General features: G+C 71.0%; 22 protein-coding genes and 1 pseudogene. 7 read left to right on the forward strand and 16 right to left on the reverse strand.

Annotation, left to right across the window (positions count from 1 at the left end; all coding sequences use genetic code 11):
* Nucleotides 1-33: 33 nt before the first annotated feature.
* From ACGFT1_RS16545 to ACGFT1_RS16575, 7 genes and pseudogenes are all read right to left on the reverse strand, one after another.
* On the reverse strand, nt 34-573 hold the full coding sequence (locus ACGFT1_RS16545) for a DUF5958 family protein (RefSeq protein WP_373909656.1): 540 nt from the start codon (nt 571-573) through the stop codon (nt 34-36).
* 371 nt (nt 574-944) lie between these two features.
* Nucleotides 945-1,415, reverse strand: a complete 471-nt coding sequence (locus tag ACGFT1_RS16550; protein ID WP_373909657.1) for an SMI1/KNR4 family protein — start codon at nt 1,413-1,415, stop codon at nt 945-947.
* 494 nt (nt 1,416-1,909) lie between these two features.
* Nucleotides 1,910-2,449, reverse strand: a complete 540-nt coding sequence (locus ACGFT1_RS16555; protein ID WP_373909658.1) for a hypothetical protein — start codon at nt 2,447-2,449, stop codon at nt 1,910-1,912.
* Nucleotides 2,450-2,904: 455 nt separating this feature from the next.
* Entirely contained in the window at nt 2,905-3,141 is a 237-nt protein-coding gene (locus ACGFT1_RS16560) for a hypothetical protein (RefSeq protein ID WP_373909722.1), read from the reverse strand.
* 221 nt (nt 3,142-3,362) lie between these two features.
* Nucleotides 3,363-3,704, reverse strand: a pseudogene (locus ACGFT1_RS16565) (replication initiator); the annotation flags it as partial.
* A gap of 883 nt (nt 3,705-4,587) precedes the next feature.
* Complete coding sequence (locus ACGFT1_RS16570) at nt 4,588-5,403, reverse strand: hypothetical protein (RefSeq protein ID WP_373909659.1); 816 nt, start codon at nt 5,401-5,403, stop codon at nt 4,588-4,590.
* Nucleotides 5,404-5,853: 450 nt separating this feature from the next.
* Nucleotides 5,854-6,753, reverse strand: a complete 900-nt coding sequence (locus ACGFT1_RS16575; RefSeq protein WP_373909660.1) for a hypothetical protein — start codon at nt 6,751-6,753, stop codon at nt 5,854-5,856.
* A gap of 691 nt (nt 6,754-7,444) precedes the next feature.
* Between ACGFT1_RS16575 and ACGFT1_RS16580 the strand changes: the two genes are divergently transcribed.
* Nucleotides 7,445-7,924: a hypothetical protein gene (locus ACGFT1_RS16580; RefSeq protein ID WP_373909661.1), complete on the forward strand. Its 480-nt coding sequence runs from the start codon at nt 7,445-7,447 to the stop codon at nt 7,922-7,924.
* A gap of 119 nt (nt 7,925-8,043) precedes the next feature.
* Here ACGFT1_RS16580 and ACGFT1_RS16585 read toward each other — a convergent pair whose 3' ends face one another.
* Both ACGFT1_RS16585 and ACGFT1_RS16590 read right to left on the reverse strand, forming a co-directional pair.
* Nucleotides 8,044-8,556, reverse strand: a complete 513-nt coding sequence (locus ACGFT1_RS16585; protein WP_373909662.1) for a hypothetical protein — start codon at nt 8,554-8,556, stop codon at nt 8,044-8,046.
* Nucleotides 8,557-8,844: 288 nt separating this feature from the next.
* Nucleotides 8,845-9,561 (reverse strand): TetR/AcrR family transcriptional regulator, encoded by a 717-nt coding sequence (locus tag ACGFT1_RS16590; protein ID WP_373909663.1) that lies wholly within the window; start codon nt 9,559-9,561, stop codon nt 8,845-8,847.
* Nucleotides 9,562-9,660: 99 nt separating this feature from the next.
* On the opposite strand from ACGFT1_RS16590, the gene ACGFT1_RS16595 reads away from it, so the two are divergent.
* Nucleotides 9,661-11,346 carry a CocE/NonD family hydrolase gene (locus ACGFT1_RS16595; RefSeq protein ID WP_373909664.1) on the forward strand — a complete coding sequence of 562 codons (1,686 nt, stop codon included), beginning with the start codon at nt 9,661-9,663 and terminating at the stop codon, nt 11,344-11,346.
* A gap of 125 nt (nt 11,347-11,471) precedes the next feature.
* Here ACGFT1_RS16595 and ACGFT1_RS16600 read toward each other — a convergent pair whose 3' ends face one another.
* The gene (locus ACGFT1_RS16600; RefSeq protein WP_373909665.1) at nt 11,472-11,615 is read right to left on the reverse strand and encodes a hypothetical protein; all 144 of its coding nucleotides are present in this window, start codon (nt 11,613-11,615) and stop codon (nt 11,472-11,474) included.
* Nucleotides 11,616-11,965: 350 nt separating this feature from the next.
* Here ACGFT1_RS16600 and ACGFT1_RS16605 point away from each other — a divergent pair, with 350 nt between their 5' ends.
* On the forward strand, nt 11,966-12,925 hold the full coding sequence (locus ACGFT1_RS16605; protein WP_373909666.1) for a D-2-hydroxyacid dehydrogenase family protein: 960 nt from the start codon (nt 11,966-11,968) through the stop codon (nt 12,923-12,925).
* 171 nt (nt 12,926-13,096) lie between these two features.
* On the opposite strand, the gene ACGFT1_RS16610 is transcribed toward ACGFT1_RS16605, so the two are convergent.
* Nucleotides 13,097-13,651, reverse strand: coding sequence for a DUF2087 domain-containing protein (locus ACGFT1_RS16610; protein WP_373909667.1), 555 nt, complete (start codon nt 13,649-13,651; stop codon nt 13,097-13,099).
* Between the two features lie 211 nt (nt 13,652-13,862).
* Here ACGFT1_RS16610 and ACGFT1_RS16615 point away from each other — a divergent pair, with 211 nt between their 5' ends.
* Nucleotides 13,863-14,171 carry a chaplin gene (locus ACGFT1_RS16615; RefSeq protein WP_373909668.1) on the forward strand — a complete coding sequence of 103 codons (309 nt, stop codon included), beginning with the start codon at nt 13,863-13,865 and terminating at the stop codon, nt 14,169-14,171.
* An 81-nt stretch (nt 14,172-14,252) separates the two neighbouring features.
* Here ACGFT1_RS16615 and ACGFT1_RS16620 read toward each other — a convergent pair whose 3' ends face one another.
* From ACGFT1_RS16620 to ACGFT1_RS16640, 5 genes are all read right to left on the reverse strand, one after another.
* Nucleotides 14,253-15,119, reverse strand: coding sequence for a tyrosinase family protein (locus tag ACGFT1_RS16620; RefSeq protein ID WP_373909669.1), 867 nt, complete (start codon nt 15,117-15,119; stop codon nt 14,253-14,255).
* The gene (locus ACGFT1_RS16625) at nt 15,103-15,597 is read right to left on the reverse strand and encodes a tyrosinase family oxidase copper chaperone (RefSeq protein WP_373909670.1); all 495 of its coding nucleotides are present in this window, start codon (nt 15,595-15,597) and stop codon (nt 15,103-15,105) included. The genes ACGFT1_RS16620 and ACGFT1_RS16625 overlap by 17 nt, the downstream gene beginning before the upstream one ends.
* A gap of 458 nt (nt 15,598-16,055) precedes the next feature.
* The gene (locus tag ACGFT1_RS16630) at nt 16,056-16,343 is read right to left on the reverse strand and encodes a hypothetical protein (RefSeq protein WP_373909671.1); all 288 of its coding nucleotides are present in this window, start codon (nt 16,341-16,343) and stop codon (nt 16,056-16,058) included.
* Between the two features lie 136 nt (nt 16,344-16,479).
* A complete protein-coding gene (locus ACGFT1_RS16635) occupies nt 16,480-17,250 on the reverse strand; it encodes a hypothetical protein (RefSeq protein WP_373909672.1) in 771 nt (256 codons plus the stop codon).
* 199 nt (nt 17,251-17,449) lie between these two features.
* Nucleotides 17,450-17,689 carry a chaplin gene (locus ACGFT1_RS16640; RefSeq protein ID WP_373909673.1) on the reverse strand — a complete coding sequence of 80 codons (240 nt, stop codon included), beginning with the start codon at nt 17,687-17,689 and terminating at the stop codon, nt 17,450-17,452.
* A gap of 213 nt (nt 17,690-17,902) precedes the next feature.
* On the opposite strand from ACGFT1_RS16640, the gene ACGFT1_RS16645 reads away from it, so the two are divergent.
* The 3 genes from ACGFT1_RS16645 to ACGFT1_RS16655 are packed head-to-tail and all read left to right on the forward strand — an operon-like array spanning nt 17,903 to nt 21,250.
* A complete protein-coding gene (locus tag ACGFT1_RS16645) occupies nt 17,903-18,445 on the forward strand; it encodes a hypothetical protein (RefSeq protein ID WP_373909674.1) in 543 nt (180 codons plus the stop codon).
* Nucleotides 18,446-18,500: 55 nt separating this feature from the next.
* Entirely contained in the window at nt 18,501-19,823 is a 1,323-nt protein-coding gene (locus ACGFT1_RS16650; RefSeq protein WP_373909675.1) for a glycosyltransferase, read from the forward strand.
* Nucleotides 19,820-21,250 carry an exopolysaccharide biosynthesis polyprenyl glycosylphosphotransferase gene (locus tag ACGFT1_RS16655; protein ID WP_373909676.1) on the forward strand — a complete coding sequence of 477 codons (1,431 nt, stop codon included), beginning with the start codon at nt 19,820-19,822 and terminating at the stop codon, nt 21,248-21,250. Before ACGFT1_RS16650 ends, ACGFT1_RS16655 begins: the two co-directional genes overlap by 4 nt.
* Nucleotide 21,251: the final 1 nt, after the last annotated feature.

Genomic DNA, 21,251 nt, shown 5'->3' on the forward strand with positions numbered 1-21,251 from the left:
AAACGAAGGCCGCCGAAAACGCGTATGCGCAGGTCAATTCGCGAACCGGCCGAAATCTTCGCATCTTCTCAATCTGAGGACTCCGGCACCGTCGTCACGGGCTGGCCATCGCAAGTTGCGGTGGTCGACGACAAGCCCGATAGCGTGGCTGAGGCCGATGAGGGTGCAGCGAGACACACGCGCGCCTGATCGGTCGACGCACCCGCCGTCGCGGCTCACTTTCGTCGGCTGAGGTACAGGCTGGCTACGCCCAGCGCAGTACAGCGTCCCCCTGCGGGTGTCCGCGATGCTGAAGAAGGCGACGAGCAGGCGGAAGGACTTGGTGGGTTCGTAGGCCGGAAGTGCTTCCATCCCGAAGCGCCACTTCGTCACCATCACCGCCGGCGTGCGGGTGGGGCGGATGCCGGAACGCGCGATGCTCCCGGTACGTCCTCCTCGCAGGCGCGGGCCTGCCCGCAGAACAGCACCAGTGCGTTGAAAGACCTTGCGCTGGCCATCCTCTGAGAGGCCCTCGAACCACTCAACGCCCTTGGTCACCGGTCTACGCCCCTGTGCGAATTCGTTCAGGATCACCTCGTGTGCGTACAGCACAGGCTTCCACCCCCATGGTTCAGACCGACGGTACGCCCAAGACCGCCCGTGAGCAGCACGGTTTCTCCTGACCGAATGGCACAGCCATCTGACGCGAACAGCAGGCTCCCCGTCGAACCCGCGCAGCGTCTTCCAGGGGGGTCACGTCCCGAAGTGAGTGTCCAACTGCGTGACAACGCAGGCGAACAATGGCGGGCAAGCACGGATGCCCTACGGACTATCAGCGCAGGTGAGCGGCACACGAGCCCAAGGCCAAGCGCTCGCCCAAGTTGCTTCGGGACGAAGAGGTCGTGGGTTCAAATCCCGCCACCCCGATCGGAGAAGTATCGGCTCAGGGCAGGGAGGCAGCTGGTCTACGAAGTGGGTTGGCTCTCCAGCAGTGTTTCCACCGTCAGGGTTCCTGCCAGCGTGCCGGTCAGGCATTCTGCCAAGTTCACGCCCTGGGGCCAGCACTCGCCTTCGTGGTTGCACCACATGGCGCCCGCAGGATCGCGGAAGTCGACGAGCGACCAGATGGTGCAGCCCCAGTCGTAGATCAGCACCAGGCCAGCCGGGATGCGGCCGGACGGATCCGGGCCGTCCTGGTACAGCTCGGCGATGTCCGCAAAGTTGCCCTGCGCGGCCCCACCGCTCACCCCCAGGACTCCTTCGTCCGGGCCGAATCCGCCGTTGGCGACTTCGACGTACAGGCGCCGCAGGAGAGGGGGCAGCGGGAACCCGATGACCTCTTCCGCCGCGACGACAGCCTCCGGTGTTGCGGGCGGTGGCAAAGTCCCCGCCCGGGCTACGATCCGCAACGCCTCGACAACCTCATCGTCAGTCACCGGCTCAGCCTCTCAGCCCGGGTGGTCGTACGTGCCAGATGTGTGCCAGATCGTGCGGGGAACCACGGGGAACACCGGGGACCCATTCGACCGCCCACCGGGCACCAACACCGCTCCTCCGCAGGTCAGCTCCGGAGCAAGCCCTGGATGCGCTTAGCTTCCCAAGCTGAGGGCTCAGGCACCCCCCGTTACGGGGCTGCCGTCGCGGCTTGCTCTGGTCGACGGAACAGGCGGCGTGGCCGAGGCCGGTGAGGGTGCAGCGAGGCATACGCGTGCGTGGTCGGCCGGCGCACCCGCCATCGTGGCTGACTGTCGTCGGCTGAGGTTCGTGCCACAACCGTGCCAGATGCAGGGGTCAACCACGGTCAACCCCGGTGCGCGACAGGCCAGTAGCCGCTCACTTCTTCAGCCAGCGAAGCCGCAGCTCAGGTGCGCGATCATCCATCCTCTCTCCTGAAGCGGTGCCGGGAGTGGCGGCCCCTAAGGCCGTGGCTTCAAAAATCGCGCTCTGCCGGCACACGAAACACCGGGCCTCGGGCACCCAGCAGCCCGGGCACGGTCTGCCACAGGTCTGCCCCGTTCACCCGCTCCCATTTCGCGGTCGCCCGGGACTGCGCCCACTGGGCCACGGCCACCGGAACCAGCATGAGCGGCGGCATCAGCTGATGCGATGCCAGGCCAATGAGCATCATCCAACAGACCGCTCCACCCACGAATCCGGCCGTGCGCCGTAGCGACAGCCGCTGCGCCGCCTCCTGGCCGGTGTGCGGTTGTTCTTCGGCGCTGTCGATCCGCACGGCATGCTCGTACGTGCGGCGAAGCCGGGCGCGGAGACGGAAGCGCAGCGGTAGAAGCATCACGGACACAAGAGCCACCGCAAGTGCTCCCACCAAGAGGGTCTCCAGCCGGTGAGCCGTACCGATCAAGACCAGGAGCAACCCTTCGGACAGTACCGCGCCGCCGCCCAGCATCAATGCGCACGTCTGCTGGAAGTACACCACCCTTATCAGCCCGGGCCTGGCGTCCTCGGTCATCGTCCCAGCTCTCTACCCGTACACCCGCACGGGCAGGGAAGATCCAACGCCGCATGGAGCGCGGCGTCAACAGACCGCGTGCCAGAACATCACCAAGTCTGTCTGGCCCAGCTCCTAGTCGCAGGGCAATGACGGCAACGCTGACGGCAACGCCCGCAGACGGTGACGGCCGCCAGCAGTTCGTCTCGGAGGTGACGGGGAGCCGCCGGACCCGGACTGTAGGGCCTGCCCGCATCTTCCAAGCGCTTGGCCGCAGCTTCGAGTCCTGCCGGGGGCGCAAGTTCCCGCCCTTCCTTTGGGAGGGCATTTTTGCTGGTCAGTGCGTGTTTCACTCGCCACGACGGAGCCCCGGACACTCCCCCGACGATCATGGGGAGGTTCCGGGGCCGTCCGGCTGTCACCGGGTTTTCGCGGGTGGCCGTGTCGAATACGTGTCGAAGTTTCGGCGAGAGGCATCAGCCTGCGCGAGGCGGCTCGGGGAGATCTCCCGCGGCCTCCAGGCGCCGTTTCAGGTCGGGCAGCTGCCCTTCGACGCACCGTGCGTAAGTGGACAGCAGCACCGGCACGCTGTTCCCGGCCCAGGCGGCCACCTGGGCGGGCGGGATCCCGTCGTTGAACCACTTCGTGAGGCGCGTGTGCCGGTTGTCGTACAGCCGCCTCTCGGTGGGCGACTCGAAGACGTGCGGGGGCATGACGGCCTCGCGCGCGCTGTGCCACGCCCGGCGGATGACCGAACCCGCCAGGACGCCGCCCGCCTCCCCTTGGAACAGCAGCTCCCCCGGTTGGAACAGCAGCTCCCCCGGCTTGTGCTGCTCACCCTCGACGTGCTGCCGCAGGATGGGCGTCCGGGCGGGCGGACGCCTCTCGAGCGGCGCGGGTCGGCGCGGTAGTCGACGCGTTCCTGGCGGAGGGCGCCGAGGGTGGTGGAGTAGCTGCGCGACTTGGACGAGAATTGCCCGCGGAAGCCGAGCATGTGCGCCCAGGTCCGAAGCCGTCGGTCCGGGTACAGGGGCGTCGCGGTCGCGGCAGGCGGTGATGAGCCGCCGGGTGTGGCCGGGAACGCCGTGGAGGTCGAGTTCGGGAAGATTACCGATGCGGCGGTCCGGGGTGCCGGTCTTCTCGGCAGCTTTGTGGCGTAATCGGCCACGTAGGAGGCAACGGCCTGTTCCCGTGATGTCGGAGCTGTCCGCGAATGCTTTGACCGGGCGGACGTCGAGCTGTCGTCCCCAGCGGAACGCACGGGCGGGTTGGTCACCGGCGGCCGGTACGGAGACGGACGTGTACGAGTGCCCGGCAGCGGTGCGCAACGCTCGGCACGTCGACGTCCTCGGTGAGCAGGTCGACCGTGGCCCAGGCGGGCGGCGGTGTCCCGGGCCCCTCGGGGTCGTCGAGGCGTATCGACGGCCTGGAAGCGCAGAGCCCGCGCTTCTGGAACTCGGTCCGTCAACGGCCCCGACGTACGCAGCCACGACGGCAGTCACCTCGTCCCAGCGGGACAGGCCTTCCTCTCCATCATCAAGCCCCGGCTGCGCTCCGTCCGCCGGGCGTGCTCCCGGCTCCGCCGCGGGCGCCGCTCCTGCCTCCGGCCCGCTCCGTCCGCGCTGCGCCGACGCGCGCCCACTGGTGGGTAGGGCCGGTGGCCATAAGCCGATCACCGCACATCACGGCCTGCGGTCAGAGCAGTGCTTCCGGCGGGGGATCGGCCGGCACCGGGATGAAGGGGGCGCCGTCCCCGGCTTTGGGTCCGGCTGCGGGCCCGTTGCGGCGGACGCCGAGGGCTCCCATCCCGCACACCGTCGGCCGAGGCGGAGCCGAGCAGACGCGACCCATGGCGTCCAGGGCGTTCGTACAGTGGCGCGCTCCACCTGGACGCCATGAACCACGCCGGCTCCACGGTGTGTGGAGACGGGGTGGGTGGTGGGTCTCGACACTGCCGTTCCGGATGCCGGGCAAGGGCGCAGGCTGGAGGCAGTCGGCCCGCACTTGTGCTGCGCCTCGCATCTCAGACGGTGGCCACGTCGATGAGGGCTGGCAGCGAGACCTCTCACGGTTCGGCGTGGTTCAACACGCCGCGTCACAAGCCCTTCCTGGCTGATGACACCGGCAACGTGGATGCCTAGGGTGGCCTGCCGTGACCCTCACTGGTTCGACCCCCTCATCTGGTGATGGGAGACCTCTTCCCGTGCCGTGCGCCACCGTGACCGAGTCTGCTCGACCACGTTGTCCCACTGCTGTCGGACCTCACGGTCGGAAGGGCGGTGGCCTTCACGGATTCGGCTGAGTTCGTCTCGCACCTCCCGTCCCAGTGCCGCCGATGCAACCAGGGCGAGCATGACTGAGAAAAGGGCGGAAATCATCGCGAAAACTGCACCGACCACCCCGTAGCGTGCCGCGGAAGAGTTGAAGAGATGCGGCATATAGACGGTCGCGCCCACTGAATAGGCCGCCGTCAGAGCGGCGCCGGTGACGCCGAAGGGAACCAGGTCCGGCCATCTGATCCGCTTCGCCGACAGGATCCAGCCGCTCCACACGAGGAACGCTGCGGTCACCGGTACTTCACACATCAGGGCGACCAGGCCCAACGCGTACCCGCCAAGGAGCGCGGAGATCAACGTGATGACCACGGCATAGCAACCGAGCGCCAGGATCCACCACGAGCCGTTGCGCGTGTTGCGCACGCTGAGGGATTTGAGCTCCCATGCCTGTTCGATGAGCCGCTGCGCGGCGCGCGTGAAACTCAGCATCGAGATCATGAGGAACACGACGCCGAAAATGCCGAAGCCCGCGCTGGTCCCTTCGGTAGAAGAGAACAGCGAGCGGACTGCCGTGGCACCTGCACCGGTGAGGTCGTAGCGTTTGATGATCCGCTCTGCGGCGTCATAGTGCGCGAAGACAGTGCCAAGGAGGATGGATAGCGGGACCAATGCCGTCAAGGCGCTGGACGCCAGGGCCATCGAGCGGTCGAAACCCGAGATCTTCTGAAACCGGTTGACGACCCGCAGCGCGAACGCAGGCCGCAGCCAAAACGTCAGCGTTCTGAGCAGGCGCTCTCGGTTGATCTCCGTCGCCGTCCTGCCTTCCGTGCATATCGCAACATTTGTGGGCGACGCGAGCCTAACGGACGGCTGCTGGACCGATGCAGGGCGACACGGCAAGCGGCATGCCGCCCGCACCCCGGTAGGGCAGGCAGCCGTCGCGAAGCGCGTTGTTCACGGCCCGTCCGGCCCGGGCCGGACTCGAGAAGGAACCCGCCCATTCATTCAAGCCCACCCCGGTCACAGGCGGGCAGGGGTACTCACGTGCGCCCGGCAATCCGTCACGCCCCCTCACAGATTGCTTTTGTATCTCAGCTTTGGGTCAGCCGCGCCGCCTGAGTCAAGGACGTTACGCAGCTCATCGGGTTGTCAGTAGTGCCACCGATCAGCGCCGGCCTCATAGTCGCAGGTGATCTCACGCCCTGCTGCGTCCGTGGTTATCGCTCCCACGTCGATGTTCCGGCAGAACTGGCCTGCGTGATAGCAGTTACCGGCGTTGGATCGGATGCCGCACAACTCCGTCGCGGTGGAGCTGTCCGGTCCGGTCGAGTCAGCGGTCGTCGACGTGCTTCCACCCGAGCTGGAACCAGAACTGGCCTTCGAGGACGATTCGTCATCGGAGCCGGGAACCGGCGGCGAGGCGCACGCCTCATTCGTCTTCAGAACCGCAAACGTGACAGATCCGGAGGTCCTGGCACCAGCGTCGGGCGATTGCCAGCACACTTTCCAGTTGCCGAGGTGAACCGGACTACGGTTCAGGTCGCTGAGGTCTGTGTACTTCACCAACCTGACGTGGCGCTCGCGGGCTTCCGCGACAGCCTTTGCAAGGTTCCAGTCCTGGTAGTCCCTCAGCGGCTTCGCAGGGCGTGACTTCCGTGCAGGCGACGCAGGCACAGAGGACGGGACCGAGGGAGAGGCAGTCACGACACCGGATGCTGTGGGGCTGGCGGATGGGGCCTTTGCCTGGTCACCTCCAGCGGCCTCCGCGCCGATGGCGATGCAAGCCACCACCCCTGCCAGCAGGACCCCGCAGGCCAAGAGGTGCTTCTTCGCCCTGTTTCTCGCGCCTCGCGCACCGTTGGTTCCGGTGGACTTCCTTTCGCGGACATGCGCGACAAGTCGCTCCTGTTCCCTCTCCGGGCGACGTGGCGGTGGCGGCGTGATGTGTTCGGGGATCCTGACTCGGATGGACTGCGCGTTGCCTTCGAGAATGTCGTCCTGGGTGGACCGGACGTTGCGTGACAACCAGTCGGAGAGGCGAACGTTCATCTCTGCACGGTGCGCTTCCCGGGCCTGCCGCGTCGCCTGCTGGGGATCCGACTCAGGGAAGGGGAACCGGCGCGACCAGTCACTCTTGTGGCAACGCGCGCAGTTGGAAACGCCCTCGTCCTTGACGCGCATCAGTCGGCCCGTGCCGTGTCCGCAATGTGGGCACGTGTGCCTGACTGCGACCATGCTCCCCCTCCTTTGACCTGCACATATTAATGTGCACGTCAACGTCGCCCTGTCAGTCGTCCAGCGGTTCGCCCTGGCGGCGATGACGAAAGAACGAGACCTCTGGCGGATCACCCACGTTGACCGAAGTGATCAGGACACCAGCAGCGTGGCTGAGCCCGGAGGGGGTGGAGCGAGGCATACACGCGCGTGATCGGTCGGCGCCCCATCATCGTGGCTGACCGTCGTCGGCCGGGGGTCGGACGTGGGTCCGTCGCCAGCCGGCAGATTTCGACCGGTGGGTCAGCCGCCACCCGGGGTTCGGAAGATCACCCGCGACTTCCAGCCGCCGCTTCCGGTCCGGCGGTCCGGAACACGCGCGGAAGTCTCCGCCCACCGCTCACTGCGACATCGTCCACGAGATCCCGATCTGCCGTCATCGACACTGTCTCGTAAGGGACTCGGCGCTCGCTTCCACAGCGAGAGCCACTGGTGCCGGTGCACCGATTGAGACACGCTGCGGCGCATGGACTGGATGCCGCTTCTCTCCACCCTGACCGGTGCCGTCATCGGCATCGCAGCCACCATGCTCGCCGATCGCAACCGGTGGCGGCGGGAGGAGGCCAGGCATGCGTGGGAAGTGCGGCGTGAGGTGTACACGGAGTTCGTGTCCGCCCTCAAGGCGGCGGGAGAGGAGATGCGGGCCGTGGCCCTGGGCGACCACATGTCCGAGTCGGCGCGTGATGCGGCCGTGAGGGAGGCCGTCCGTGGCACCGGCCTCTACACAGCCAGTGAACGTCTCTGGCTCGTGGGCCCGCCGCAGGTCGTGGCGGCGGGTAACGAGGCGTTTCACGGCTTGCGCGCGATACGCGACGCTTACGCGCGGGGGGTGGCGGTGGGCTCCGCCGAGGAAGCTTCCCTGGTCAGGACGCGTCGTACGGCCATGGCTCGGATGCGTCGTCTCATGCGTGAGGATCTGGGTTTCGGGCCCCTCGGGATCGAGTGACGCCACCGGACCCACGGTGCAATCGGCGGGGCGGCCGATCGTGGAATGGTTCCGGGACCGTGCGGGCCTGGCGTCCGTGTCCTGTGACGACACGGCAGGGGGCGCCGTGGCCGGCGGCCTCACAGCTTGCCGAACACCACTCCCCGCCAGGTCCAGCCGGACTTGAGGACGGTGTCGCGCAGCGGCTCGCGCATCCGGGCGCTGTCGAAACGGAAGGTCTCCGTCGCCTCGACGTGGCCGTCGGCCCCGCGTCCGAGGGTCCACTGGCGGCTGACGGTCCGGCTCGGCCCGCGCGTGTACTCCGATGTCACCTGGAGCCTGGTAGGCGTTCCGATCCGGCTCAGCTCCCACTGCTCCTCGAGGACGCGCACCTCGTGCTCCTCGTGGTCCAGTCGCATCCGGATCCGCACCGCGTGACTGATCTGGGACTGCAGGAAGACCTGCTGCCAGGCGGGCTCCGTCAGCCGCCACTCCGCCAGCAGGTCGCACTGCTCACCGCCGCCGTACCGGATGACGTACGGAACCTCCGGCTGGTTGAGTCCGAGCAGCGCCGACCGCAGTTCCTGCCCCGGGACCGGCGGCACGCCCTGCGGCGGGTGCTGGGTGCCGGTCAGCTTGCCGAAAAGTCCCATGGGGCCAACCTACGAAGGGCAGTCCCGGCGGCACAAGCCTCGCCCGCTGCCCGTGACCCGCTACGGCGTCGCGCCCTCACCCGGGCGGTCCCTTCACCTTCGCCAGCAGCTCGCCGACCGCCATGCTGTGATCCGCGCGCTGCCCGCGCAGGCCCCCCTCGGTGGGTTGCCGGGCTGCCGCCGAAACGGAGGTGGCGGCAGCCCTCGTAGCGGCCGTGGCCGTGGACAAGCCGACGGTCTGTTCCTCGGAGGCGCCGCGGGCGGGACGCCAGTCACAGCTGTGGCGCATCAGTCAGTATCGAGGCCGTCGATCAGGCGGTTGAGGAACCGGGTGAAGGTGGCGTCGGGAGTGAGGGGGCGTCCGGGAGCGGAAAGGGCTTCGGCGAGTTCCGGGTGGCAGCCGTCGGCGGCGACAGCGGCGAGGTAGCGGCCCTCGGCTGCGGCCCGGTCCGGTGATCGTGAGACTGCGGCGTGCGCGATCTCATGGGTGACGTGCCCGGCCACGAATGCGGTGATCTGGGCGAAGACCTCTAGCTTCGCCGCACCGTCCAGCCCGGTGGGCCGCAGGACGGCGAGCACGTGTTCCAGAAAGGCCAGCGTGTTGGGGCCCGGAACGCGACGGGTGGACAGGGCGGCGGGCAGCCAAGGGTGGCGCAGCATGTGGGCGCGCTGCAGGCGGGCCACGGTCTTCAGATCGGCACGCCAGTCGCCGCTCGGTGGGTTCGTGACCGTGAGTTCGCCGCTGACGTGGTCGACCATCAGTTCCAGCAGCGTCTCCTTGTCGGGGGCGTAGCTGTAGAGCGACATGACGCCCGCCCCGACCTCGGCGGCCACCCGCCGCATGGTGACCGCGTCGAGCCCTTCCGCGTCCGCCAGAGTGACGGCTGCCGCGGTGATCGCCTCCCGGCTGAAGGAGGGCCTGCGGCCCCTGCGTGGCTCGGTGGGACGCAACCAGAGCTGTTCGGGATCGACGCTCTCGGCACCGGACTTTCCGTCTCTGGACATGGCCTCGCACTCCTTCCCCTGGTTGTTGAGGCGGCTCTTGCCAAGGTCATCCAAGCATCCTCTATTCTCGTACATCGTACGAGAATAGAGGAGGGGAAGATGCCATCACGCACGCCCGATGCCGTAGCCAGACCAGCCTGGGTGCCACCCGCCGGAAAACCGCCGCTGTCCTCCCGGATGATGAGGGCGATCTGGCGAGGTCTGCCGGCGAAGCGGCACGAGGCCGGATGGGAGCCGGGACTGTTGGTGCCGGCCGCCGACGGCAGCCCGTTGCTCACTGACCACTACTTCCCTCGCGCCCAGGGCGACTTCCCCACCCTCCTGGTCCGCTCGCCCTATGGCCGAGGCCTGCCGTGGTCACCCCAGTTCGGCCTGCTCTTCGCCGAACAGGGCTTCCACGTGATCCTGCAGAGCTGCCGCGGCACCGGAGGTTCGGGCGGCATGTTCGATCTGTGGCGCAACGAGGCCGCCGACGGCCAGGCCACGGTGTCCTGGCTGCGCGAGCAACCCTGGTTCAACGGAACACTGGGGACCGTCGGCCCCAGTTACCTGGGCTACGTGCAATGGGCCCTCGCTTTGGACCCACCGCCAGAACTGAAGGCAATGGTGGTGCAAGTAGGGCTGTACGATCCCTACGCCCTGTTCCACGCAGGCGGTGCGCTTCGCCTGGAGAACGCCCTCGCCGTGGGCGTGGGCATGAACTACCAGCACCAGGGCATGGCACCGTTCCTCAAGGCGACGCTGCGCCTGCAGCGCCGCCTGCGCGACGTCACCACCGCGCAGCCCCTGCGTAGGGCGTACGTGTCAGCCTTCGGCAGCGAACTTCCTTGGTTGGACGACGTGATGACCCACCCGGACGCCAAGGACGCCTACTGGCACGGCGCCTCGTTGGCGGAATCGGCGGAGCGGCTCCGCGTGCCCACGGCTCTGATCACCGGATGGCACGACGCACTGGTCGACCAGACCTTCGAGCAGTACGAGCGGCTGCGCCAGGCCGGATGTGAGACCGCCCTGCTCGTCGGTCCCTGGACCCACACTTCGGCCCTGCAGCAAGGATGGCCCGAGGTATTCGCCGAGAGCCTCGCGTGGCTGCGCGCCCACCTGTACGCCGGTCCCTCCGGCCTGCGTCCCACCGCGGTGCGTGTGCACATCGGCGGCGAAGACACCTGGCGGGACCTCGACGACTGGCCGCCGGCTGCGGCGGCCACCTCGTGGCACCCCATCCCCGGTGGGCATCTCACCCGGCAGGCCCCCGCAGACTCCGCACCCGTGGCGGCGTTCCGCTACGACCCGGCCGACCCCACCCCCTCGCTGGGCGGCCCACTGCTCTCCCGCACCGCCGGTCCCCGGAACAACGCCACTCTGGAGGCCCGAGACGACGTCCTGACATTCACCGGTCCACCACTGACCGAGCCCATGGACATCCTGGGCCCCGTCTCCGCACGGCTGAGCATCTCCACGGACACCGGGCACGCCGATGTCTTCACACGCCTGTGCGACGTAGACCCACAAGGCCGCTCCGTCAACATCTGCGACGGCTTCGGCCGGCTACGGACGGCCGAACAGGCGCCCTCGCAGGTCACTGTGCGGATGAGCTCCACCGCCCACCGCTTCCCCGTCGGCCACCGCATACGCTGGCAGATCAGCGGAGGCGCCCACCCACGCTACGCCCGCAATACCGGCACCGGTGAGTCGCCGGTGGACGCCACCACCTTCACACCGGTGCGCATCACGCTCCACACGCACTCGACACTGGTACTTCCCAACAGCTCTGGTCTCGCATAATTCGCCAGCCCGCCGGGCAACCCTCAACGAGCCGGGCCGTCCGGCCCGGCTCGCTCCTCCATGCCCTCTTCTCCGCCCACGCCAACCAAGTCAGGGTTACGCAGCGGCCACCCTGGGGCCACGATTCATTTCGACACGCTGAACTTGACAGAGAAAACGCTGCGCACCAGGTCGCGGAAGTCGGCCAGCAGGGCGGGACGCTGGGACGCGGTGGCGGTGAACATCGGACGGAGCACGACCCGTCGGCGCGGGTCGCCGACGTCGAGCATGAGGAAGTACGCCTGCGACTGGACGAACTCGCACCACGGCTGACGGCACCGGCCAGGTCGCCCGCGGTGTCGGCGATTACTCCCGGGTCGACGCCGAAGTCGAAGCCCCGCTCACCGCCGAGGGCGGGAGAGAGGCCCACCTTGGTACTGAACTTCCACGCGCCCTCGTTGTTCTTGCCGAGGTCCAGGCCGGCTTCGGCGCCGGGGCCGGCCCGTCCCTCGGCGGAGAAGCCCGCCGAGACCCCTCCGACGTCCGCGCCGACCTCGCCGCCGCCCTTGGCGTCCCGCACACCCGGGGGTGCACCCCGTCGTGGGGCGGTCGTTAGAGTCGTCGGCGGAAGGGAGACGACGTGCGACTTCGTTGTGTGGTGCTGGACGACTTCCAGGGGGTGGCCACCGAGTCGGCCGACTGGTCGGTGCTCGGGGAGCGGGTGGAAGTCGTCTCGTTGCGCGAGCACCTCGGTGACGAGGACGCGCTCGCCGCGGCCCTCGCCGACTACGACATCGTCGTCACCCTGCGCGAACGCGTCCCCTTCCCCGGCTCCCTGATCGCCCGCCTCCCCCGGCTGAAGCTGCTCGTCGCCTCCGGGATGCGCAACAGCGTCATCGACTACGCCGCCGCCGAGGCACACGGCGTCACCGTGTGCGGTACGGCGAGCGCCAGTACCCCGCCGGTCGAGCTGACCTGGGCGCTGCTGCTCGGTCTCGCCCGGGGGATCGTCCAGGAGAGCACCGCGCTGCGTGACAACGGGCCCTGGCAGTCGACCGTCGGCGCCGATCTGCACGGGCGCGGGCTGGGGCTGCTCGGGCTCGGGAAGATCGGCAGCCGGGTGGCGCGGGTCGGGCTCGCCTTCGGGATGCGGGTGAGCGCGTGGAGCCAGAACCTCACGGAGGAGCGCGCCGTCGAGGCCGGGGTGGAACTGGCCAAGTCCAAGGAGGAGTTGCTTGCCGCGAGCGATTTCGTCTCCGTCCATCTGGCCCTCGGTGACCGTACCCGCGGTCTTCTCGGCGCCGCCGAACTCGCGCTGATGAAGCCGACCGCCTACCTGGTCAACACCTCACGCGCGGCGATCGTCGACCAGGACGCGCTGCTGGCCGCGCTGCACGAGGGCCGGATCGCGGGTGCCGGCGTCGACGTCTTCGACATCGAACCGCTGCCCGCCGACCACCCCATGCGGACCGCGCCCCGCCTCCTGGCCACCCCCCACCTCGGCTACGTCTCCCACGCCAACTACACGACGTACTACGGCCAGGCGGTGGAGGACGTCCGGGCGTGGCTGGACGGCGCGCCGATACGCCGGCTGCCCTGAGACCGGCGGCCGTCAGCCCGACGCCGGCGGCCTGCCCGAGGCGCCCTCGGGCCCGCTCGGCCCGCCTCCGGGTCCGGGGCGACCACGCGTCGCCGGTCGCCGGTCGGCACAGTCGTGGTCAGGTGCCGGGCGGGCCGGGTCACGGTCAGGTGCCGGTCGGCACGGTCGCGGTCAGGTGCCGGTCGGCACGCGTTCGTAGACGCCGTCGGTCCGGCGCAGTTCGTGCAGGTCGACGAGGTAGCGGCGGAGGGTCACATGGTCGATGTCGTCGGAGTCCTCGCACCAGGCGCGCAGGCGCTCGTTGACGACGCGTTCCGGGTAGGCGACGCCCGGCTCGAAGGTCTGTTCCGCGATGTGCCGCAGTACGCGCTGCTTGCGGGTCCACCGGGCCGGAAGCCGTAGCAGGCGGCCGTCCCGGACGAAGGCGGTGATCACGTCCGGGCCGGCCGGCCGCGCGGGCTGCTCACAGCGGGCCAGGTCGCGCAGGAGGTCGTAGGAGACGGCGAGCCCGCCGTCGGCGCCGTCGGTCACGGCACCCTGTTCACGCAGCCTGAACAGCGCGAGGGCCGTGGCCTTCGCCGGGAGACCCGCCGCCCCGGCGACCTCTTCGGGGCTCCGGGCGCCGAGCGCCACCGCGGCGAAGGCCCGCAGCCGGCCGGTGTCGGCGAGCAGCCCGATCAGCTGCCGGGACCGCTCGCGCGCGTCGGGAGGGTTGGGGTTGTCCATGACCGGAGGGTAGGTCAGGGGCCCGCACCGGTGCCTGTGAATAACGCCGCAGGCGCGTGCGCGCCGCGCCGGCTCCTCCGCCGAGGGCGCGTTGCCGTTGAAAGGGTGATCCTCGGCTGATCACCGTGACCAGCCCCGCGTGGCGCCGTTTAACGGACAGTGCGGCGGCTGGTCTGCCGCCGCGCCATCCGAGCTACCAAAGGAGAACGTGATGTCTCGCATCGCGAAGGCGGCCGCTGTCGCTCTCGGCACCAGTGCCGTGGTGATGAGCGGGGCCGGGCTGGCCCTGGCCGACGCCAATGCCGAGGGCGCGGCCGTCGGTTCCCCCGGCGTCCTGTCGGGCAACGTCATCCAGGTTCCGGTCCACGTGCCGATCAACCTCTGCGGCAACACCGTCAACGTCATCTCCCTGCTGAACCCGGCGTTCGGCAACGTCTGCGTCAACGACGGTCACGAGGGCAAGGCCGTCAAGTCCGTCAAGTCCGGCGACGCCGGCCTCGACGGTGGCTACGGCGGCTGAGCCGACCGGCATCCCCAGGAAAGAGCCCCGGCACTCCGAGCGCCGGGGCTCTTTCCGTGCCCGCCTCACCCGGCGGGCACCTCACGCGTACCGGTAGATCCGGCTGACGTCCTCCAACTGGTCCGGTGTCTCGTCCCACGGCGGCAGCTTCTCGTGCCGGGCGACGATCCGGCCGTGCTGGCGGTCGGTTGCCGGCGGCGGCTCGGCCGGCAGGTAGCGGTGGTCGCGGTGGGTCCGCTGCCAGCGGTACCACTGCAGGTCGACGAAGGCGTGGTGCAGCCAGAACACCGGGTCGTTCACGGACGCGCCGCCGAGCATCGCGCCGCCGACCCAACGGTGCACCCGGTTGTGGTTGCGCCAAGAGGCGCTGCCGGAGCCGGTCCCCCAGCCCTCCAGTTTGTTGCGGAAGCCCTCGCGGACGGTGGAGTCCCAGGGCCACGCGTCGTACACGGGGTCGTCGAGCGCTCCCTGGAGTTCGCCGCGGGTGGGCAGCTCGATGGGGGCGGCGGCCCGGCCCAGGTCCCGGGTGAGGAACCGGCCGTCGGTGACACCCTCGCGGATGGTCCAGCGGCCCGCCGAGTAGGCGAACGGGCCGGTGGTCACCTGCTGGTCGGAGCGCCGTCCGTTGCCGCCGAGGAGGTCCTCCGTCCAGGGCACGGACGTCGTGGTGCGGTCCCGGGTCCAGTCCCAGTACGGCACCGTCACCGACGAGTCGACGCGGCGCAGCGCCCGCTCCAGCTCCAGCAGGAACCGGCGGTGCCAGGGCAGGAACGACGGCGCCATGTGAGCGCTGCGCAGGCCGTCGGCGCCGTCGGTGGTGTAGAAGTCGATGTGCGTGCGCACGAACTCGTCGTACTCGCCGCGCCGTTTCAGCTCCAGCAGCGCGTCGACGAACCGCCGGCGCTCGGTGCGGGTGAGGGTGCTGACGTCCTTACGCACGTACGCCATGCCGGCCCCCCGTATGCATGTGGTCGCCCGGCCGGCCGGCCCCGACCGGTCCCGGTGCCGGGTCGCGCAGCCGCCGGCCGGGGCCGAGCCCGTCGACGGCCGCCCGGGTGGCCTCCAGGGGCGTGCGGTACGACGTGTAGTGGTCGACCATGCTCAGCCAGGTGCCGTCGGCCCGGCGCATGAGGTGCAGCGGGCGGCTGTCGATGGTGACCCGCCAGTCGCCGCCGGCCGCCCGGGGTCCGGCGGCCGGCATCGCGACGCCCTGGATGCGGCGGCCCCGGTAGGTCTCGTCGAAGGAGCCGCCACCGGTGCCGCCGGCCGGGGACGTGGGCCGGGACGCGGCGACGACCGGGGCGAGCGCCAGGGTGGCGGCGGAGGCCACCAGCCCCCGCACGACCTCCCTCCGCGAGGGTCTTCCCGCCCCCGCTCCGGTCTGCCGCTCCGCACCGACCGCCACGCCACCGACACCGCCGACCATCGCTCGCTCCTCCTTCGCGTTCGTGTCCTACCGATTAACCGGCGAGGGCGGCGCGGGGTCACCGCCGCAGAGCCATACGGGGAGTACGGGGGCGTACGGCCCGGGGCACGGCGGGGCCCGTCACCCGCGAACACTGCCGACGCCTGCCCGCCGGCCGAGGGGCGGGCGCGGATCGCGCGGACGCGGATCGCGCGGGAGGGGCGAGTGGCGCCGGTGGGGCGGGAGGGCCGGCTGGCGCGGGAGGGGCGGGTGGCGCGCGTCGCACGGGAAGGGCGGGTGGCGCTCGGTACCGGGGTCGGCGCGCGACCATACCGACGGGTCGCGGGGTCACCCGGCCGCTTCTCGCCCTTGCGGGGCAGTGCCCGGGGCCGCTCCGCACGATCGGGGGGACGCGGCGGGGGATACACGCCGGGGGCCGGTCCCGCGGTGCGGTACCGGCCCGTTCGGTGCGGTGGACGTCAGTGCCGCACCGGAAGACCGCCCAGCAGTCCCTTCTTGTTCAGGGTCGTGGTGGCGCCCTTGACACCGCTCAGCACGGAGTCCTTGTTCTCGGTGTCGAGCGCGTCCGACTGGTGCTTGAGCGGCAGCAGGTCGGTGGCGGTGGGCGGGTGCTCGGCGATTCGGGTGAGCCCGCCGCTGACGCTCATGGGCGGCAGCTGCTGGGCGTCGTAGGCGAACGCGGGCGCGGCGACGCCGGCAAGGGCGACGGAGCCGGCGACAACGGCGGCGGCCTTCAGGGACTTCATGGTGTTCCTTTCGTCGGCAACTCACGTCGCCCCAGGGATTGTGACGCCCTGCCTAACGAGGTCCGGCCGGGCCGGAAACCCCGTGCCGAGAAGACATATGAGATCCCCGTGGAGCCGACGGGGCTCCGGCCCCACCTCAGCCGGTGGCGGGCAGGCCCGGCGCCGCCGGGAGGGACGGCAGAACGGGCAGCGAGGGAAGAGAGGGCAGGGAGTCGATGCTGGGGGCGGGCATGTCACTGCCGAGGAGGGTCGTACCGAGCAGGTCCACCAGTCCGGACACCACGGCGCCGGCGGACGACAGGAGCTGGCCGAGGTCGCCGGTGACCGCCTGCACCAGGTCGTCGATCGCGGTCCGGAGGGCGGAGAGCGCGTCGTCCGTAAGGTCACGGGACGAGGGCTGCTTGCCGTCGTCGGTCCTGGCGGCGGTGGCGGGCGCGGCGGCCTGCGGGGACGCGGAGGCGGAGGCGGCGGACGACGGGGACGTCGGGGAGGCGGGGGCCGAAGGGGAGGAGGGGGACGCGGGTTCGGCCGGTGATGCGGGAGCCGTGGGCGTGGCGGGCTTCGCGGGGGACGCGGATGTCGGCGGGGCGTGGTCCTCGGCGGCCTTGGCGATGGCCTTCTTCGCCGCTTCACCCAGCCTTCTGGCCTCGTCGGCGGGCAGCCTGCCCTCCGCCAGCGACCGGTTGAGCAGGTCGACGACCGGGTGGAGGACGGAACCTGCGGCACCGAGGGCCCTCACCTGGGCGAGCAGCCTCTCCCTGTCCGCCGCCGGGCCGGGCGCCCGGGACGCGGCGTGGCCGCCGTGGCCGCGTGCCGTGTCGGCGGCGACGGCGGGGCCGGTGATGCCGACCAGGACGGCCGCGCAGACAACGGTGGACGCGAGGCGCCGGGCAGGCAGATCACGCATGGGTGTTCCTTTCGGTGAACAGTGGGACCTGAGCCCACCGTCAGTTCACCGATCACCGGACGCAACTTCTCGCGCAGGCAACGTGATCCGTCCGGAGTAGCACGGACCGGCCAGCACAGAACCGGCCAGCACAGAACCGGCCGTCCGCGCCGCGACGGATGCGCGGGCGGCCGGCCGGCCGAAGGGCTGTGTCCCGGTGTCAGTCGTTGACGCAGGTGTTGGCGAACGCCGGGTTCAGCAGGCCGACGACGTCGACGGTGTTGCCGCAGACGTTCACCGGGATGTGAACCGGGACCTGGATGACATTGCCCGACAGCACACCCGGCGAATCGGCGGCGACGCCGTGGGCGTTCGAGTCGGCGGAGGCCACACCGGCACCGCCGGCAACGGCCGCGACGGCGGCGGAGGTCAGGACCAGGCCCTTCGCGATACGCGACATGGAAGGTACTCCTTGAGATCGTCACAGCGTCCGGGCGGAATGCCCAGCGCTGTGTCAACGCGCCGCGCTTCCCGGGGTTGTGCCGCCAATGGGGTGATGCGCGACGGGAGATGCCTCCACAACTCCGACACAGTTGCCCGTTTTATCCATATTGGTCCGAATGTCGCTAGAGTTGCGAATCTCTCCAGTACGTGCGAAAGGGCACCGTCGGCCATGCGCAAGTTCCCGGGTCCGCCACTGTGTACGACGGCGGACGCCCTCGCCCCCGGCGTCCCGCCCGTCCCGGCCGCCGCCCGGGCCCGCGTGGACGCCTTCCGCCTCCGCGCCCCGGCCGATGTGACGCGGATGGTCCGGGACAGCGGTTCGGGGCTGTGCGCCGTCGCGCGGGTCCACAGCGCGCGGGGCGGGCCGGCGCCCGGGGCGGGCGCACGCGTCGGCCCGGTGGCGTACGACGGCGGCCGGAGACGCGCGGGTGCTGCGCTCACGTTCTCCGCAGGGCACCGGCGTACGCCCGTCGCACTCGGCGGCCCCGCGAGTCCCCCGTACGGCGTACGGCACTCCACGATCAACGAACCGCATGCCGTACCGGCCCGGCGGGTTCCGCCCTACGCCGACCCGCTCGGCCACGACGCCGGCGTGTGCGATCTCGGCCCGGCTCCGCGGCGCGGCGGTGACCGGCCCGGCTTCCGGCTCGTTCCCCACGCGGACGCGGCGTGGGCAGGGGCGCACCTCGTCGCGAAGGACGCCCGGTGGTGAGCCGCGTTCACGACCGCAATCCCGAGCGCCCCCCCGTGAGCGAGGAATTCCGCGAATGCACCAGCCAGCACCCGACCCACGACCGCGGGTCCTGCACCTCGCGCAACCCGTCGACGGCGGGGTGGCCAGGGTCGTGCTCGACCTGGCGCGGGCCCAGTCGGCGGCGGGTCTGCGGGTCACGGTGGCCTGCCCCGGCGGTGAACTGGCCGCGGGTCTGAAGGACCTGGGCGTCGACGTACGGCAGTGGCGGGCGGGCCGGTCCCCGGGTCCCGGTCTGCCGGGCGAGGTACGGCGGCTCGTACGGCTGATCGACGACGTACGGCCCGCACTGGTGCACGCGCACAGCGCCAAGGCCGGGCTCGCCGCGCGGCTCGCCGTCCGCGGGCGCACGCCCACCGTGTTCCAGCCGCACGCCTGGTCGTTCGCGGCGGTCGGCGGGCTCACCGCGGCGCTCGCCCTGCACTGGGAGCGGTGGGGGGCGCGCTGGGCCGACCGGGTGGTGTGCGTGAGCGAGGCGGAGCGTGCGACAGGCGTACGTCGCGGGGTGCACGCCGCGTACACGGTCATCCCGAACGGCATCGACACCACGCGCTTCTCACCGCTGCCGCCCGCGGACCCGGCGGCCCCCTCGCACCCGCCGCTCTCCCCCGGCGGCGGCAAGGCCCCACCCGAGCCGTCCGCGCCACCCCCAACCGGGCCACCCCCGTCCGCACCACCGGAACCGCCCGCACGAGAGCACGCGCGCCGCACGAGCCCCGCCGGTGACGCGGACGGCACCGAGGCGGCGCCCCTCGTCGTCTGTGTGGGCCGCCTGTGCCGCCAGAAGGGCCAGGACGTGCTGCTGCGCGCCTGGGAGGACGTCCTGCGTGCGCTGCCGCGGGCCAGGCTGGTGCTGGTCGGTGACGGCCCGGACCGTGAGGCCCTGCGACGGCGGGCGCACCCCGGCGTCCACTTCGCCGGCGCCGTCACCGACGTCGTGCCCTGGTACCGGGCCGCGGACCTGGTGGTGCTGCCCTCGCGCTGGGAGGGCATGGCGCTCGCCCCGCTGGAGGCGCTGGGCTGTGGCCGGCCCGTCGTACTCACCGATGTCGACGGCGCCCGCGAGAGCCTGCCGCCCGCCCTCGCCGCGCACTGCCTGGTGCCGCCGGAGGATCCCGTGGCGCTGGCCGGCGCGGTCACCGCTCTGCTGTCCGATCCGCCGCTGCGCGCGGCGCTCGGCGCCCAAGGGCGCCGGCACATCCTGTCCACGCACGACGTACGGCACACCGCCGGACGCATCGCGGCCCTCTACCGCGAACTCCTCGTCCCCGCCCCGGCGGCGGACAGCGGAACGGCCCAGCTCGTGCCCTCCGAGCGCAGGGAGTCCACCCACTCGTGACCGCGGAAAGCACCGTCCCCTCCCCCGGCGCCCCCGGCGCGCAGCCATGGGACCACGGATTCTCACCCGTCTCGGTCCTCCCGGCCCGTACCGCCGACGGCTTCCGGTTCCCGCTGCGGCGCCCGCCCGCACGGCCCGCCTCGCCGCTGCCGCTGCTCACCGCCGACCTGCTCGCCGCACTGGCGGGCGCGGTCACGCTGGACGGGGCCGCCCACCGGCCGGTGCTCGTCGGCGTCCTGGTGGCCGGCGCGCTGCTGCTGCGCCCGCGCTCAGCGCGGCCGGTTCCCGGCATCCTCGACGAACTGCCCACGGTGTGCGGACGGATCGCCGTGGTCTGGCTGGTGCTCGCCACCGTGGTCGCCGCCCGCGACCCGGAGCAGGCCCTCACCGTCCACACCCTGCTGCTCGGCTGGGCGGCGCACGCGGCGGCGGCGTGCGCGGGCCGGGGCGCGGTGCACTGGCAGCGGCGTTCCGCGCTGCTGCGCCGGCCGGTCAGCGCCCTGGTGATCGGGCCGGCCGCGACCGCGCAGCGGGTGGCCGCCGCGCTGCTCAGGCACCCGCGCTGCGGGGTGCGGCCGGTGGGCGTGGTCGCGGAACGACCGGACGGCGCCGCCGGCCTGCCGGTGCTCACCACCGGCGACGAGGTGGAGCGGGCCCTGGTGCAGAACGGGGTGCGGGCCGTCCTCACCGTCGACCCGGCCGTGCGCACCGGGAAGGGGCCGCTGCTGCGGGCGCTCGCCGAGTCGGGCTGCGCGGTCTGGGAGATGGACGCGGACTGCCCGGCTCACGAGGTGCGCGACCAGCTCGCCGGGTTCGCCGTGCGCCGCCTGGACCTGGGCGCGGGACGGCGGACGATCGCCGGGAAGCGGCTGCTGGACGTGCTGGTGTCCGGGACGCTGCTGGCGCTCGTCAGCCCCCTGCTGCTGGTGTGCGCGGTGGTGCTGCGGCTCACCGACGGGCCCGGGGTGGTCTTCCGGCAGGAGCGCATCGGCAAGGACGGCCGCCCCTTCACGCTGCTGAAGTTCCGCACCCACCGCCCGGTCGACGACCACGAGGCGGCCACCCGTTGGAGCGTGGCCGGCGAACGGAGGATGAGCCCTTTCTGCCGGTTCCTGCGGCAGACCTCGCTGGACGAGCTGCTCCAGCTGTGGAACGTCTTCTGGGGTGACATGAGCCTGGTCGGCCCGCGTCCCGAACGGCCCTACTTCGTCGCCCAGTTCAGCCAGGCCTACCCGGGTTACGCGGCCCGGCACCGCATGCAGACCGGCGTCACCGGGCTCGCCCAGATCAACGGGCTGCGCGGCGACACCTCCATCGAGGACCGGGCCCGCTTCGACAACGCCTACATCGACAACTGGTCGCTGTGGCAGGACGTCTGCATCCTGCTGCGCACCGCCGCCGCGCTCGTGCGTTCGACGGGGAGCTGAC

The organism is Streptomyces sp. Y20, from assembly GCF_043195475.1.
Classification (GTDB): Bacteria; Actinomycetota; Actinomycetes; order Streptomycetales; family Streptomycetaceae; genus Streptomyces.